This is a genomic window from Aromatoleum bremense (genome assembly GCF_017894365.1).
Classification (GTDB): Bacteria; Pseudomonadota; Gammaproteobacteria; order Burkholderiales; family Rhodocyclaceae; genus Aromatoleum; species Aromatoleum bremense.
Map to the genome: position 1 here is coordinate 1,265,147 of NZ_CP059467.1, position 13,863 is coordinate 1,279,009.

Consider the following 13,863-nt stretch of genomic DNA (forward strand, 5'->3'; position numbering starts at 1 on the left):
TCGACGGATTCACTCTTCGCGCAACTGCAACATGGAGGTTGTCATGTGTTTCTTCGACTCGCCGGTCGGCCGCTGCGAGGCCGTCCGGGAACTGGTGCTGCTGGACGAGACCCAGCAGGAATGTGCGTGCGAGCACAGTTGCCCGCCCGGCTTCGACTGCCCACTGAAAGGCATCTTCACCGAACAATCCGGCGTCACCGATCCGGCAAGCCTGCCCTGCCGGCGGGCGCCGCCGCCCCGCGGCCCGAAAGTCCGCAGCACCCGGCTCGGCGACGAGGCGCAGCCGCGTTCAGAAGCGTTCGTCTTCTCGTAAAAAACGCCACTGCCCGAGCGGCAGGTCGCCGAGCTTGACGCGCCCGATGCGCACGCGCTTGAGGCCGACGACCTTCAGTCCGACCAGTTCGCACATCCGCCGGATCTGGCGCTTGCGGCCTTCGCGCAGCACGAAGCGAAGCTGATCCTCGTTGAGCCACTCGACCTTCGCCGGACGCAGCGTCCGGCCGTCGAGTTCGAGACCGTGATTGAGCAGCGCGAGGCCGCGTTCGTCCAGTCTGCCTTCGACTCGCACCAGGTATTCCTTCTCGACCTTCGAATCGTCGCCGATCAGCTGGCGCGCGATCCGTCCGTCCTGCGTCAGCACCAAGAGGCCGGTCGAGTCGATGTCGAGCCGCCCCGCAGGCGCGATCCCTTTCAGGTGCGAGGGATGGAAGCGCTGCGCATCGGCGCGGTCGAACTGGTTGTCCGGCCCGATCAGCGACACCGCCGGCTCGAAGCCCGGCTCGGGCTGGCCGGACACGTAGCCGACCGGCTTGTGCAGCAGGATCGTGACCTGCTCCATCTGACGGCGCTTCGCCTGCGCGGCGAGCGTAATCTCGGCGTTCGGGTCGATGCGGATGCCCAGCTCGCTGACCCGCTGCCCGTCGACGAACACCCAGCCACGCTCGATGATCTCGTCGGCCTCGCGACGCGAACACAGGCCGCGTTCGGACATGATTTTCGACAGCCGCACGCCTTCCGGCGCGTCGGTCTGCGCCGGCGAGGGAACGGACGGCGCGACGGGCCGGGGACGTACGGCGTCGGGAGCCCGTGACTGCGGGCGGTCCGAAGCGCGCCCGGCAGCGGGAGCATTCGCGGTCCTGCGAGCGGGAGCATCATTCGTGGTCCTGCGAGCGGGACCTTTACCGGTCGCGGAACGGGGAGGGTGAGGGGGATTCTTGCGCGGCCCCCCGGGCTTGCGATCGGAGTCTTTCGATGGGGCAGCCTGGCGCTCGGGAGGCTTTCCCGTGCCACGGCGATCGGCCGATGGCAGGAAGCGCGTGCGCAACCCGGATTTTCTCGCGGGCACGTCGTCGCCTGCGGCCACCGCATCGGAGGCCGCAGGCGGCTTGACGCCGAGGGTCATGCGGCGGGTGCCGGTTGCGGCCTCGTCGCGGGCGACGCTGCGGGAAGGCTTCGTTGTCGTGTCGTCCGTCTCGGCGGCGGGCCGGCCGGTATCTCCGGCGGTGGGGGAGCGTTTCATGGAAACCTGCAATCAGAAAAAGTCGGCCGCGCGGGGCCGGTGCCGAATCATACGCGCGGCGGCGGCTGCGGTCTGTCTTCCCGCGGCGATTCTTCGCCGGGTTCGTCGAACACGGTCCAGTCGCGCCCATTGCACGCCGGGGGAAAGTTCCGCTCGCGCTCCCCGTGGAGGTGGAGGTAGGCCTTCGCGAGGAAGTGCGCGCTGATCGGTGCGGTCAGAAAAAGGAATAGCGCGATGAGCAGTTCGTGCGCCGACACTTCGCCGTTGCGCACGATGACATGGATCATCGATGCGAGCAGCACGCCGCCGACACCGGCTGTCGTCGCCTTGGTCGGGGCATGCAGGCGGGTCATCAGGCCGGGCAGCTTGACGAGGCCGATCGAGCCCACCAGCGTGAAGCCGCTGCCGGCGACGATCAGCAGCGATACGATCAGTTCGCCCAGGGTTTCCATCATTCGATGACGTCGCCGCGCAGCAGGAAACGGCAGTACGCGATCGTCGAGATGACGCCGAACATCGCGAACAGCAGCGCAGCCTCGAAGTAGGTGCTCGTCGTCTGGCGGATCCCGTACAGGATGATCAGCGCGATCAGGTTCGTGACGATCGTGTCCGCTGCGAGCAGGCGATCGACAACCGTCGGGCCCGTCGCGAGCCGCCACAGGTTCAGCAGCAGCGCGATCGAGATCGCGGCGAAACCGAATGCGAGCGCGTATCCGATCATTCGAATATCTCCTTCAGCGGCACCTCGTAGCGTTCCTTCAGGACCCGCACCATCGCATCCGGATCCGGCGCATCGAGGCAATGCACAAGCAGGCTGCGGCGGTCGGCGGAGAGATCGCAGCTCACCGTTCCGGGCGTCAGCGTGATCGTGCCGGCAAAAACCGCGATCGCTTCCGGCCATTCCAGATCGAGAGGCACGACGATCCAGCACGGTTTGAGACGCGCGGCCGGGCGGAACAGGATCAATCGCGCGACGGCCACGTTGGCGACGAGGATATCGCGGAACACCCCGAGCAGATACGCGAAAACCTTGCCGCAGGCGCGCATATGCGGGCGCTGCGGCCAGAAGCTGCGGGTCGCGTGCGCAATGACGACGCCGAGCACCAGCCCGGCGAGCAGGCCGCCGACGGTGAAGCGGTTCTGCAGCAGCAGCCACAGCACCGCGAGCAGCAGCGCGAGGCGCGGATGCGGCAGCCAACCGGCAGGCGGGCGGCGGGAATGGTCGCCGGTCATTCGTTACCTCCCTCGGCCCCGAGAACCGCATCGATGTAGCCGGCCGGGGCGAACAGCTGTGCGGCGGTCGCATCGAGGTAACGTGTGACCGGGCCGGCAAACACCGCCATCGCGGCATTGACGGCGAGCAACAGTCCGGCTGCCGCGATCGTCAGCGCCGGGCGCGTCAGCTGCCGCGCGTCGAGCCGGCCGGGAAACGACGCACTCTTCCAGAACAGCGAGCTGCCGCCACGCGCGAAGCCGACGATCGCCAGCAGCGACGTCGACAGTATCAGGCTCCAGATCCAGTTCCGGTTGAAGGCGTCGCGCGCGGCGTCGAGAATCAGCAGCTTGCCGATGAAACCGGACATCGGCGGCAGCCCCGCCATCGCGATCGCCCCGAGCAGGAACAGCGCGCCGACGAGACCCGACTGCGCGAACGCCGGCGCCGCGGCGAGGGCGTCGCCGTGGCCCGGGCGGCGCTCCGCGACAAGATCGGCGACGAGGAACAGCGCGCCGGCGGCAAGGGTCGAGTGCAGCAGGTAGTACAGCGCCGCGGACAAGGCTGGCGGTGTGAACAGCGCGACCGCGATCAGCAGCGTGCCCATCGAACCGAGCACCGCAAAGCTGACCATCGCAGCGAGCCGGCGGGCAGCGAACATACCGAACATGCCGAGCAGCAGCGTCAGCATCGCCGCCGGCATCAGCCATGGCGCCGCAAGCCACGCCGCGTCGCCCGCCCCTTCGCCGAACGCGAGCGTGAACAGGCGGATGATCGCGTAGGCACCGACCTTGGTCAGGACCGCAAACAGCGCCGCGACCGGTGCCGGGGCATTCGCATATGTACCCGGCAGCCAGAAGTGCAGCGGCACCAGCGCTCCCTTGACGGCGAAGACCAGCAGCAGCAGCAGCGCCCCGCTGCGCAGCAGGGCCTGGTCGGCCGCCGCGACGCCGGGCACCTTGACGGCGAGATCGGCCATGTTCAGCGTGCCGGTGACGGCATACAGCAGTCCGACGGCGAACAGGAACAGCGCCGACGCTGCAAGATTGACGACGACGTACTGGACGCCGGCGGCCACCCGCCGCGCGCCGCCGCCGTGCACCATCAGGCCGTAGGATGCGATCAGCAGCACTTCGAAGAACACGAAGAGGTTGAAGAAATCGCCGGTCAGGAAGGCGCCGTTCAGCCCCATCAGCTGGAACTGGAGCAGTGCGTGGAAATGCCTGCCGCGCGTATCCCAGCCATTCACCGCGTACAGCAGCACCGCGAGGGCGAGCACCGCAGTGAGCAGCAGCATCAGTGCCGACAGGCGGTCGAGTACCAGCACGATGCCGAACGGCGCCGGCCAGCCGCCGAGGGCGTAGGTGCGGATGCTGCCGTCGCTCGCCAACCCCAGGAGCGCGATGGCGAGCAGCAACAGCGCGACCGCCGAGGCGATCGAAGCCGTCCGCGCCAGCGCGATGTCGCGACGCATCGTCAGCGCGATCACCGCCGCGATGACGGCCGGCAGCACGATCGGCAGGATGACTTCGTGCGTCATCAACTGCACCCTCCGTCGCCATTCCCGCCCGGCTCGTCGTCGACGCGGTCGCTGCCGCTTTCGACATAGGCGCGTGCCGCCATGACGACCACCACCGCGGTCATGCCGAACGAGATGACGATCGCGGTCAGCACCAGCGCCTGCGGCAGCGGGTCGGTGTAATCGCCGCCCGCGCGGATCACCGGCGGCAGGTCGACAGCGAGGCGGCCGGCGGCGAAGAGAAACACGTTGACCGCGTACGACAGCAACGCGAGCCCGAGCACGACCGGGAAGCTGCGAGCGCGCAGCAGCAGATAAACGCCTGCCGCGGTGAGCATGCCGACTGCGGTTGCGACGAGGAATTCCATCCTAGGCCTCCTGCCTCCGCGCGTCGGGAAGCCCTGGCGCCGGCGGTGCGTGCCCGGGTGCAGACTGGGGGTCGCGCCTGTCGATACGGCCGAAAGTCGCCAGCATCAGCATCACGGCGCCGACAACGGTCAGGAACACGCCGGCATCGAAGGCCATCGCGCTCGAGAATTCGACGACGCCGAGCAGCGGCGCCGCAACATGGCCGAAAGTGCTCGTCAGGAACGGATGGCCGACGACCCAGGCACCGACTCCGGTCGCCGCCGCGACCAGCACGCCGGCACCGATGACAACGTGGTGATCCGGGCCGAGCCGCTGTTCCGCCCACGCTGCACCGCCGGCGATGTACTGCATGATCAGCGCGATCGCGACGATCAGGCCGGCGACAAAACCGCCTCCCGGGGCGTGGTGACCGCGCAGGAAGATGTAGGCGGCGACGACCAGCGCGAGCGGCAGCATGACCCGCGCGACGACGGCCAGCATCAGCGGCCGGCGGTCCCGCGCGGGCGACGGCAGCGCCTCCTCCAGGCGGGCCGTCCTGACGAACAGGCGCTGCGCACCATCGAGCAACGCGAAAACCGTCAGCGCAGCGATGCCGAGGACGATGATTTCGCCGAACGTGTCGAAGCCGCGGAAATCGATGAGGATCACATTGACGACGTTCGCGCCGCCGCCTTCGGGAAGCGCGCGCTCGAGGTAATAACCCGACAAGGTCTCGAAGTCTCTTGTCATCACCGCCCACGCTGCACCGCCGCTGCCGAGCCCGGCGAGCACCGCCAGCGCCGCGTCGCGCAGCCGCCGCCCCCGACCGCTCTCGGCGGGAGTCGTCTTCGGCAGCACGTTCAGCGCAAGCAGCATCAGGATCACCGTGACGACTTCGACGGTGATCTGCGTCAGCGCGAGATCCGGGGCCGACAGGTAGAGGAAGGCGAAAGCGACGATGAGCCCGATCACTCCCACGCTCACCAGCGCCAGCACCCGCTGGCGGTGGAGCACGAGCACGGCCGCGCAACAGCCGGCGAGCAGCAGCCACGCGACGATCGCGACCGGGGTCGCCGGCAGCGTCTCGCGCATGCCCGGAGCATGGCTGCCGCTGAAGAAGCCGACGTTGCCGACGAACACCGCGCTGCCGACGAGGAACGCGAGGTAACGCCGCAGCGACCCGTTGTGCACGTCCACCGTCACCTGCCGACAGAACGCGACGATGCCGGTGATCGCCGCGTCGAACATCGTCTTGGCTTGCGGATGCGGCACGGCCTGCCACGCCTCCCGCAGCCGGCCGTGGCGCGACAGCAGGAAAAGACCGGCGGCCAGCGCGAAAACCGACATCGCGAGCGCGGGCGTTGCGCCATGCCACAGCGCAAGCTCGTACTCGGGCAGCGGCCCGCCGACGACCGCCGCCGCCGCCGTCGCGACCAGCGGTCCCGCGAGCGCTGCCGGAAACAGCCCGATCAGCACGGCGATCGCGACGAGCACCAGCGGTGGCAGCCACAACCCGGCCGACGGGTCCTTCAGGCTCTTGGCATAGCGCTCATGCCGTCGCGCGAAGAACACGTGCACGAGGTAGCGGAACGAATACGCGACCGAAAACATCGCCGCCACCGTCGCGACAAGCGGCACCACCCAGCCCTGCCCCGCCCATTGCGCCCGCGCGGCAGCATCGAGCATCATCTCCTTCGACAGGAAGCCGTTGAGCAACGGCACCCCGGCCATCGACGCTGCGGCGAGCGCCGCCAGCGTCGCCGTCACCGGCATCAGCGCCGCGAGCCCGCCCAGTTGGCGGATGTCGCGCGAGCCGACTTCGTGGTCGACGATGCCGGCGGTCATGAACAGGGCGGCCTTGAATGCCGCGTGGTTGAGGATGTGGAACACGCCGGCGACCGCCGCGAGCGGCGTGCCGAAGCCGAACAGCATCACCACCAGGCCGAGATGGCTGATCGTCGAGAATGCGAGCAACGCCTTGAGTTCGTCCTCGAACAGCGCGACGACGGCACCGATCAGCATCGTCGCGAGGCCGGTCGTCGCGACCACGTAGAACCACGCGTCGGTGCCGGAGAGTACCGGCCACAGCCGCGCCAGCAGGAACACGCCGGCTTTCACCATCGTCGCCGAATGCAGGTAGGCCGATACCGGGGTCGGCGCGGCCATCGCATGCGGCAGCCAGAAATGGAACGGGAACTGCGCCGATTTCGTGAAGCAGCCCCCAAGGATCAGCAGCAGCGCCGGCAGGTAATGCGGCGACGCCTGGATCAGGTCGCGCTGCTGCAGGATCACGGTCAGATCGAAGGATCCGGCGATGTCGCCGAGGATCAGCATGCCCGCGATCATCGACAGCCCGCCGGCGGCGGTCACCGCAAGCGCCATTCGCGCCCCTTGCCGGGCCTCGGGCAGGTGCCTCGAATAACCGATCAGCAGGAACGACGACAGGCTCGTCAGCTCCCAGAAGATCAGCAGCAGCAGGACATTGTCCGACAGCACGATGCCGAGCATCGCGCCTTGGAAGAGCAGGAGGCAGGCATGGAAGCGGCTGCCCGAGTCCCGTTTCGGCAGATAGAAACGGGTGTAGGCGATGATCAGCAGGCCGATGCCGAGGATCAGCACGGCGAAGAGGAAACCGAGCCCGTCGAGAAACAGGTTCGCGTTCAGGCCGAGTCCGGGAAGCCAAACCCACCCGGCCTGCACGACGTCGCCATCGAACACGGCAGGCGCGTGCGACAGCAGCAGCACGAAAGCCAGCAGGCTCACCGAGAAGGCCGCGAGCGCGGAGGCGGTGCTGCCGGCGCGTCCGAGCAGCGCCGGCAGCACCGCACCGGCGAATGGCAGCATCACGATCAGGGCAAGGCTCATGCCGGCTATCCTCCCCGACCTTCGGCAGGCCTCTAGCCGGCGCAGCGGCTGCGACGCGAAGACGGCTGGTCGTCCCCTTCCCCGGCCGCCGCTGCCGGTGGACGCATCCTCCGCCGCCGGCCGTCGATGCCTTGCACGACGGAAATAATCGCCATCACAGCAGCTGGAATGCCAGCACTGCCACCAGAGTCGGCGGCAGGGCCGTGACCAGCAGGCCCAGCGGGTTGATCGCCTCGTCGTCGAAATTGCCGCGCAGGATCGCGAAGCCCGCCGGGTTCGGCGCGTTCGCGATCACCGTCAGGCCGCCGCCGGTGACCGCCCCGGCCACCAACGAATACCGGAACGCTTCGTCCGTGCCTTCGACGAGCGAACCGAGATAGGTCAGCGCGGCGTTGTCGGTGATGGCGGTGAGCGCGGTGGCGCCGAAAAAGAGCGCCGTCGCATCCATGCCGGCAAGCACGTCCTGCAGCCACCACTGCTGCAGCGCCCCGAGCGTCACCAGCCCGGCGAGGAAGAAGCCGACCATCAGGCCTTCGCGCAGCATCAGGCGGTCGTGATAGTGCCGGTAGCCTTCGGCCACCCCGAGGAACAGCAGGAACAGGCCGACGAACACGATCGGGTGATGGGCGAAATAGACGATGCCGACGAGAAACGCGACGTGCGCGATGATCAGCGCCCAGGGCACGGTGCGATCCTTGCTCCGCGCATCGACCTTCAGCGCCTTCAGCTCCCGCGTGAACAGGAAGGTCGCGATGCCGGCGTTGACGAACACCGCGAGCGCTGCTTTCCAGCCGAAATGGCCGAGCATGTACCACATGTCCCAGTTCCACTTCCCCGCCACCATCAGCACCGGTGGCGCGGCGAAATGCGTCAGCGTGCCGCCGATCGACACGTTCACGAACAGCGCGCCGAGCGTGACGTACTTGAGCCGGTGCGAGATCCCTTTCGCGTAGAAGTTATCGCGCAGCATCAGCGCGGCCAGCGTCATCGCCGCCGGCTCGGTGATGAACGAGCCGAGCAGCGGCAGCGCCGCCAGACACACGAAATAGAACGCGACGCTGTCATTGAGCGGAATGTAACGGGCCAGAGCACGCGCGCCGATCTTGCACAGCTCGAGAATCGGCCGGCTCGCGGCAACCACCATGATGATGAACACGAACGCCGGTTCAGTGTAGTTCAGCCCTTCGAGATACGTCGTCGGGGCGCTCGCGCCGCCGGTCACGGCCATGAAAATGAGCAGCACGAACGCCCAGAAGCCGAACACGACCTCCACTTCGCCGAGCAGGTGCCAGATGCCGGCGTGATTGGGCTGGAGGTGAGCGAGATGCTCGAAGTACTTGGTCAGGAACGTGTGGGCGACCGCCACCGCGAACAAGCCGGTGCCGACCACTTCGAGCATCGAGGGATTCATTCAGGACCTTGCCATCGTCAAAAAATTGGAAGCGCCCGATTATAGGCGGTCGGGCGCCACGTTTCCGCCGCAAAAGCCGCTACTCGCCGCGCACGAGGACCAGATGCACGCGGTACGGGCCGTGCGCTCCGAGCACGATCGTCATTTCGATGTCGCCGGTGCGCGACGGACCGGAAATGAAATTCACCGCGCGCGGCAATTCGCCGATTTCGCTGCGCGCCAGCGCCCACGCCTCTTCCATCGCCGGGACGATGCGCGACATCGGGATCACCGCGACATGAGTCTCGGGCAGCAGGCTCGTCGCCGCCGGGGTGTGCGGGCCGGAACAGGTCATCAGCGTGCCGGTCTCGGCGATCGCGCAGAAACACCCAGTGACGCCGAGCAGATCCGTGTCGCCAGCGGCGCGCGTCTCCATCGCCAGGCCCGCCGCCGCCCAGTCCAGCCCGGCGAGCCCCGGCCACATGACCCCGCGGCGGCCGAGCGCGCGGGCGTCGAGATAACGGGCAACCGCGGCCGGCACGTCGGCGAGCGCTGCGACCTCGTCGATCGTGCTCGACATCCGCTCCGCCTCGCGACGGAAGCGGGCTGCGAGATCGGCGTCGAACAGCGGGCGCGGCCCGGCGCCGCGCGCGTCGCAGGCCGCTTTGACTTCGGCCCACGCCGCTTCCCGGTTACGCTCGCTGCGGCCCAGTGCGGCACGGATCCGCCCGAGGATGTCGTCACGCGCGTTCATTTTTCGCCTGCGCCGGTGGCATCCGCGAAGGACCGCGGGCGGCGCAATTGCGCCCCGGCCGCGCCGTGTTCGAGCAGCGCGCTGCGCCTCATCGCTTCGTCCTCCCCTCGTGCCGAACACGTTCGGCATACAGTTCGCGGAACGTCCGCCCTTCCGGCGCGGCCAGATCGCGGCCTGCCGTCCACTCCGGTGCGGCGCGCAGCGCCCGGATGCGGTCAGCGCCGCCGGCGAGCCGGCTCAGGTACCGCACCGCGGTCCGCGCCGCGAATCCGTACAGCGCCGGACGGCTCGCGACCCAGCCCCACAGCCGCAGCGCGAACCGTTCGCGCCACGGGCGCAGCTTCAGCTCGACCTGCTTCTCGCGCAGCTTGCGCAGCAGATCCGGCAGCGGAATCTTCACCGGACAGACCACGCCACACTGGTTGCACAGCGTCGAGGCGTGCGGCAGGTCGAGCGCGTTCCCGATGCCGGTATAGAGCGGCGTCAGCACCGAGCCCATCGGCCCCGGATAGACCCAGCCGTACGCGTGCCCGCCAACGCTCTGATACACCGGGCAGTGGTTCATGCACGCGCCGCAGCGGATGCAGCGCAGCATCGGCTCGAACTCGGTGCCGACGAGGCTCGCGCGGCCGTTGTCGACGAGAATGACGTAGAGGTGCTCGGGCCCGTCGAGATCGCCCTCGCCTTTCACTCCGGTCAGCACCGACACGTAGTTCGAGATGCGCTGCCCGGTCGCCGAGCGCGGCAAGAGCCGCATCAGCGTCGAGAAGTCCTCGAGCGTCGGGACGAGCTTCTCGATCCCGGTCACGACGACATGCACTTTCGGCAGCGTCGTCACCATGCGGCCATTGCCCTCGTTCGTCACGAGCGCGGCCGAACCGGTCTCGGCGATGAGGAAGTTCGCGCCGCTGATGCCCATTTCGGCGCTCATGAAATGCTCGCGCAGCACTTCGCGCGCCTCGCGCGCCATGCCGGCGATGTCGTCCTTTTTCGGCGTGTGGTGGGTGCGGGCGAAAAGCTCGGCGACTTCCTCCTTCGACTTGTGGAAGACCGGCGCGATGATGTGCGAGGGTGGTTCGTTGTCGTTGATCTGCAGGATGTATTCGCCCAGGTCGGTCTCGACCGGCTCGATTCCGGCAGCCGCGAGCGCCTCGTTGAGGCCGGCCTCTTCCGACAGCATCGACTTCGACTTCGCGGCTTTCGTGACGCCGTGGCGGCGGGCGATATCGACAACGAGCCGGCAGATCTCCGCCCCGTCACGCGCATACAACACCTCGGCGCCGCGGGCGCGGGCCTTGTCCTCGAAAGTCTCGAGCCACACGTCGAGATTGGCCAGCACGCGGTCGCGGATCGCGCTGGCGGCGTCCCGCAGCGCCTCGAAGTCGGCGCCGGGAGCGGCATCGTAGTCGGCCACGGCCTGCGCCCGCCCCTCGACAAAGCGGCTCTTGGCCTTGCCGAGGTTCGCCTGCAGCTGGCGGTCCGCGAGCTTGTCGCCGGCCCGCGCCTTGAAGAACATCGCCTGCGAGCGCATCAGTCTTCCCCGGCCAGCACCTCGGCGACATGCAGCACGCGCGTGCGCTCGTCGCCGCGGCGACGCAGCCTGCCCTCGATGTTCAGCATGCAGCCGAGATCCCCGAGCACCACCGCGTCGGCTCCCGTCGCCCGGATGTTGTCGCACTTGCGATCGACGACGCGCGTGGAGATGTCGCCGAACTTCACCGAGAACAGGCCGCCGAAGCCGCAGCACTCCTCGCTCGCAGCCATTTCCTTCAGCTCGACGCCCGGCATGTGCGCGAGCAGCGCGCGCGGCTGCGCCTTCACGCCTAGTTCGCGCAGCCCCGAGCAACTGTCGTGGTAGGTCACAGTGCCTTCGAAGTCGCCTGGCACGCCGCCTACGCCGAGCACGGAGACGAGAAAATCCGTCAGTTCGAACGTGCGCGCCGCCAGCGCCCGGGCACGCGCCGCGGCGGCCGGATCGTCGTCGAACAGCTGCGGATAATGGGCCCGGATCATCCCGCCGCACGACCCGGACGGAACGACCACGTAGTCGAGCCCATCGAATTCGGCGATCAGCTTCAGCGCCAGCGCGCGCGCGACGCGGGTGTCGCCGGAGTTGAAGGCCGGTTGTCCGCAGCATGTCTGGGTGGAGGGCACGACGACCTCGCAGCCCGCCGCTTCGAGCAGTCGCAGGGCGGCGAAACCGATGCGCGGGCGCATCAGATCCACCAGGCATGTCACGAACAGGCCGACGCGCATTTTCTCTTCCGTCATTCCGACAAACGCCATTTCATTTCACTAGGCGAAATTACGACGCCCGAGTAAACTGTACAAGTTAAGGAAAACCCGCAGTGACCCGCGTGACCTCTCCCCCCGAAACCAAGAATCCGATCCAGGTCGTCGAGCGCATGATGAAGCTGCTCGACGTCCTCGCCCATCACCCCGATCCCGCGCCGCTGAAGCAGATCGCACAGGAGACGGGGCTTCATCCCTCCACCGCCCACCGCATCCTCGGCGCGATGTCGCAAAGCGGTTTCGTCGAGCGGGGCGATGGCGGCACCTACCGTCTCGGCATCCGCCTGCTGGAACTGGGGAGCCTGGTAAAGTCGCGCATCTCGCTGCGCGAGACGGCGATGCCGGCGATGCTGAAGCTCCACGCGGCAACCGGCGAGAGCATCAATCTGGGCATTCGCGACGGCGACGAGATCGTCTATGTCGACCGCACGTCGAGCGGCCGCTCGGCCGTCCGCGTCGTGCATATCGTCGGCGCACGGGCCCCGCTGCACACCACTGCCACCGGCAAGCTCTTCCTCGTAGAGGACGGCCTGGAGTGCGTGCGCGAGTACGCGCGCCGCACCGGTCTGCCGGCCTCTACGCCAGGTTCCATCACCGACCCCGCCGCGCTGGAAAAGGAACTCGACAAGGTCCGCCGGCACGGCGTCGCGTTCGACCTCGACGAGGTCGAAAATGGCGTGCGCTGCATCGCTGCCGGCATCCGCGACGATTCCGGCGAACTGATCGCCGGCCTGTCGCTGTCGACCCCTTCGGAGCGCTTCAATCCCGACCGCGCCCCCCTCGTGCGCGAAGCCGCCGACGAAATCTCCCGTGCGCTCGGTTACGTCCCGAGCCGCAACTCCCACTGACGGACGGCGAGCAGCCCGGGGCGCCTAGCCGTTCCCGCCGGGGACGAGCCCCGCGACGCGCTGGGCGCCCACCGCCTCGAGCCACTTCTTGATCCGCACCGCATCCGCAGTGCGCGTGTAGCGCCCATCGGAATCCATCAGCACGATGATCACCGGCTGGTCGAGCAGCCGGGCCTGCATCACGAGGCAGCGGCCCGCCTCGCGGATGTAGCCGGTCTTCGACACGTCAATATCCCATTCGGGACTGCGGACGAGCGAATTGGTGTTGCCGAAGCGATGCATCCGGCCGCGGATCTCGACATGGTCTTCGCTGCTCGTCGAAAAGCGGCGGATCAGCGGATAGGTGGACGCCGCCGACACCATGCGGACGAGATCGCGCGGACTCGAGACATTGGCCGGATCGAGACCGGTGCTGTCGTTGAAATGCGTGTCGCCGAGCCCGACCAGCCGGGCCTTGACGTTCATCGCCTGGACGAACGCAGCGATGCCGCCCGGGTAGCTGCGGCCGAGCGCCGAAGCGGCGCGGTTTTCCGACGACATCAGCGCCAGGTGCAGCAACTGCTCGCGCGTGAGCCGGGTTCCGAGCGCGAGGCGCGACCCAGTCCCCTTGATCGTGTCGAGGTCGTCCTCGGTGATGACGATCTCTTCGGACAGGCTCTGCCCGCCGTCGAGGACCACCATCGCGGTCATCAGCTTCGTGATCGATGCGATCGGCAGTATCGAGTCGCTCTTCTTCTCGAGGATCACTTCGCCGGTCGCCTGGTTGACGACGACGAAGGCCGCAGAGCGCAGCTGCGGGTTACCCAGCCGGTCCACTTCGGGCCGGACCTGGACCGGTGCCATCGGCGCGACGAGGGCGACCAGCGAGCGGCGAGCGGACACCTTGCGCAACGTCGGCTTGCGTACCGCGGCCTTGCGCAGCGTCGTCGCCTTGGCAGTTTTTTTGCGTATCGTGTAGCGGACCGGCGCCTTTTTGGTCGCGGTCGGTTTGGCTGTCCGGACCCGCTCCTGCCCGGTCGCGGCGGCAGCGGGTTCGATCCCTCCGGTCTGCAGCAGGGCAAGACTCAGCAGGGCAACGGCAAGATGGCGGAAAGTCATGGTAGGCGAGCCGGAAA

14 protein-coding genes are annotated in these 13,863 nt (G+C 68.0%); 2 read left to right on the top strand and 12 right to left on the bottom strand.

Annotated features, from left to right (window positions below):
- The first annotated feature begins 43 nt into the window (after nt 1-43).
- Nucleotides 44-313 carry a hypothetical protein gene (locus pbN1_RS06030; RefSeq protein WP_169203768.1) on the top strand — a complete coding sequence of 90 codons (270 nt, stop codon included), beginning with the start codon at nt 44-46 and terminating at the stop codon, nt 311-313.
- On the opposite strand, the gene pbN1_RS06035 is transcribed toward pbN1_RS06030, so the two are convergent.
- The 11 genes from pbN1_RS06035 to pbN1_RS06085 all read right to left on the bottom strand — a co-directional run bounded on the left by pbN1_RS06035 (nt 290) and on the right by pbN1_RS06085 (nt 11,879).
- The gene (locus tag pbN1_RS06035; protein WP_244857177.1) at nt 290-1,519 is read right to left on the bottom strand and encodes a pseudouridine synthase; all 1,230 of its coding nucleotides are present in this window, start codon (nt 1,517-1,519) and stop codon (nt 290-292) included. The genes pbN1_RS06030 and pbN1_RS06035 overlap by 24 nt on opposite strands.
- 47 nt (nt 1,520-1,566) lie before the next feature.
- Nucleotides 1,567-1,974 carry a Na+/H+ antiporter subunit G gene (locus pbN1_RS06040; protein WP_244857178.1) on the bottom strand — a complete coding sequence of 136 codons (408 nt, stop codon included), beginning with the start codon at nt 1,972-1,974 and terminating at the stop codon, nt 1,567-1,569.
- Nucleotides 1,971-2,240 (bottom strand): K+/H+ antiporter subunit F, encoded by a 270-nt coding sequence (locus tag pbN1_RS06045; RefSeq protein WP_169203769.1) that lies wholly within the window; start codon nt 2,238-2,240, stop codon nt 1,971-1,973. Before pbN1_RS06045 ends, pbN1_RS06040 begins: the two co-directional genes overlap by 4 nt.
- Nucleotides 2,237-2,752 (bottom strand): Na+/H+ antiporter subunit E, encoded by a 516-nt coding sequence (locus tag pbN1_RS06050; protein ID WP_169203770.1) that lies wholly within the window; start codon nt 2,750-2,752, stop codon nt 2,237-2,239. The genes pbN1_RS06045 and pbN1_RS06050 overlap by 4 nt, the downstream gene beginning before the upstream one ends.
- Nucleotides 2,749-4,272, bottom strand: coding sequence for a monovalent cation/H+ antiporter subunit D (locus pbN1_RS06055; protein ID WP_169203771.1), 1,524 nt, complete (start codon nt 4,270-4,272; stop codon nt 2,749-2,751). The genes pbN1_RS06050 and pbN1_RS06055 overlap by 4 nt, the downstream gene beginning before the upstream one ends.
- Nucleotides 4,272-4,619, bottom strand: coding sequence for a Na+/H+ antiporter subunit C (locus pbN1_RS06060; RefSeq protein WP_169203772.1), 348 nt, complete (start codon nt 4,617-4,619; stop codon nt 4,272-4,274). The genes pbN1_RS06055 and pbN1_RS06060 overlap by 1 nt, the downstream gene beginning before the upstream one ends.
- A gap of 1 nt (nt 4,620) precedes the next feature.
- Nucleotides 4,621-7,464 carry a monovalent cation/H+ antiporter subunit A gene (locus tag pbN1_RS06065; protein ID WP_210147671.1) on the bottom strand — a complete coding sequence of 948 codons (2,844 nt, stop codon included), beginning with the start codon at nt 7,462-7,464 and terminating at the stop codon, nt 4,621-4,623.
- Between the two features lie 154 nt (nt 7,465-7,618).
- The gene (locus tag pbN1_RS06070; RefSeq protein WP_169203070.1) at nt 7,619-8,875 is read right to left on the bottom strand and encodes a putative Na+/H+ antiporter; all 1,257 of its coding nucleotides are present in this window, start codon (nt 8,873-8,875) and stop codon (nt 7,619-7,621) included.
- A 79-nt stretch (nt 8,876-8,954) separates the two neighbouring features.
- The gene (locus pbN1_RS06075) at nt 8,955-9,608 is read right to left on the bottom strand and encodes a LutC/YkgG family protein (RefSeq protein WP_169203069.1); all 654 of its coding nucleotides are present in this window, start codon (nt 9,606-9,608) and stop codon (nt 8,955-8,957) included.
- An 88-nt stretch (nt 9,609-9,696) separates the two neighbouring features.
- Nucleotides 9,697-11,139 (bottom strand): LutB/LldF family L-lactate oxidation iron-sulfur protein, encoded by a 1,443-nt coding sequence (locus pbN1_RS06080; RefSeq protein ID WP_169203068.1) that lies wholly within the window; start codon nt 11,137-11,139, stop codon nt 9,697-9,699.
- Nucleotides 11,139-11,879, bottom strand: coding sequence for a (Fe-S)-binding protein (locus pbN1_RS06085; protein ID WP_210147672.1), 741 nt, complete (start codon nt 11,877-11,879; stop codon nt 11,139-11,141). Before pbN1_RS06085 ends, pbN1_RS06080 begins: the two co-directional genes overlap by 1 nt.
- Before the next feature lie 134 nt (nt 11,880-12,013).
- Here pbN1_RS06085 and pbN1_RS06090 point away from each other — a divergent pair, with 134 nt between their 5' ends.
- Nucleotides 12,014-12,748 (top strand): IclR family transcriptional regulator, encoded by a 735-nt coding sequence (locus tag pbN1_RS06090; protein WP_211161481.1) that lies wholly within the window; start codon nt 12,014-12,016, stop codon nt 12,746-12,748.
- 24 nt (nt 12,749-12,772) lie between these two features.
- Here pbN1_RS06090 and pbN1_RS06095 read toward each other — a convergent pair whose 3' ends face one another.
- Entirely contained in the window at nt 12,773-13,846 is a 1,074-nt protein-coding gene (locus tag pbN1_RS06095; RefSeq protein ID WP_169203067.1) for a serine hydrolase, read from the bottom strand.
- Between the last annotated feature and the right edge of the window lie 17 nt (nt 13,847-13,863).

Bases quoted from the DNA above. Each gene is read 5' to 3' on its own strand.
- pbN1_RS06080 (WP_169203068.1), bottom strand. From the start codon at position 11,139: ATGCGCTCGCAGGCGATGTTCTTCAAGGCGCGGGCCGGCGACAAGCTC.
- pbN1_RS06050 (WP_169203770.1), bottom strand. From the start codon at position 2,752: ATGACCGGCGACCATTCCCGCCGCCCGCCTGCCGGTTGGCTGCCGCAT.
- pbN1_RS06070 (WP_169203070.1), bottom strand. From the start codon at position 8,875: ATGAATCCCTCGATGCTCGAAGTGGTCGGCACCGGCTTGTTCGCGGTG.
- pbN1_RS06040 (WP_244857178.1), bottom strand. From the start codon at position 1,974: ATGATGGAAACCCTGGGCGAACTGATCGTATCGCTGCTGATCGTCGCC.
- pbN1_RS06085 (WP_210147672.1), bottom strand. From the start codon at position 11,879: ATGACGGAAGAGAAAATGCGCGTCGGCCTGTTCGTGACATGCCTGGTG.
- pbN1_RS06065 (WP_210147671.1), bottom strand. From the start codon at position 7,464: ATGAGCCTTGCCCTGATCGTGATGCTGCCATTCGCCGGTGCGGTGCTG.
- pbN1_RS06055 (WP_169203771.1), bottom strand. From the start codon at position 4,272: ATGACGCACGAAGTCATCCTGCCGATCGTGCTGCCGGCCGTCATCGCG.
- pbN1_RS06060 (WP_169203772.1), bottom strand. From the start codon at position 4,619: ATGGAATTCCTCGTCGCAACCGCAGTCGGCATGCTCACCGCGGCAGGC.
- pbN1_RS06095 (WP_169203067.1), bottom strand. From the start codon at position 13,846: ATGACTTTCCGCCATCTTGCCGTTGCCCTGCTGAGTCTTGCCCTGCTG.
- pbN1_RS06045 (WP_169203769.1), bottom strand. From the start codon at position 2,240: ATGATCGGATACGCGCTCGCATTCGGTTTCGCCGCGATCTCGATCGCG.
- pbN1_RS06035 (WP_244857177.1), bottom strand. From the start codon at position 1,519: ATGAAACGCTCCCCCACCGCCGGAGATACCGGCCGGCCCGCCGCCGAG.
- pbN1_RS06090 (WP_211161481.1), top strand. From the start codon at position 12,014: ATGATGAAGCTGCTCGACGTCCTCGCCCATCACCCCGATCCCGCGCCG.
- pbN1_RS06030 (WP_169203768.1), top strand. From the start codon at position 44: ATGTGTTTCTTCGACTCGCCGGTCGGCCGCTGCGAGGCCGTCCGGGAA.
- pbN1_RS06075 (WP_169203069.1), bottom strand. From the start codon at position 9,608: ATGAACGCGCGTGACGACATCCTCGGGCGGATCCGTGCCGCACTGGGC.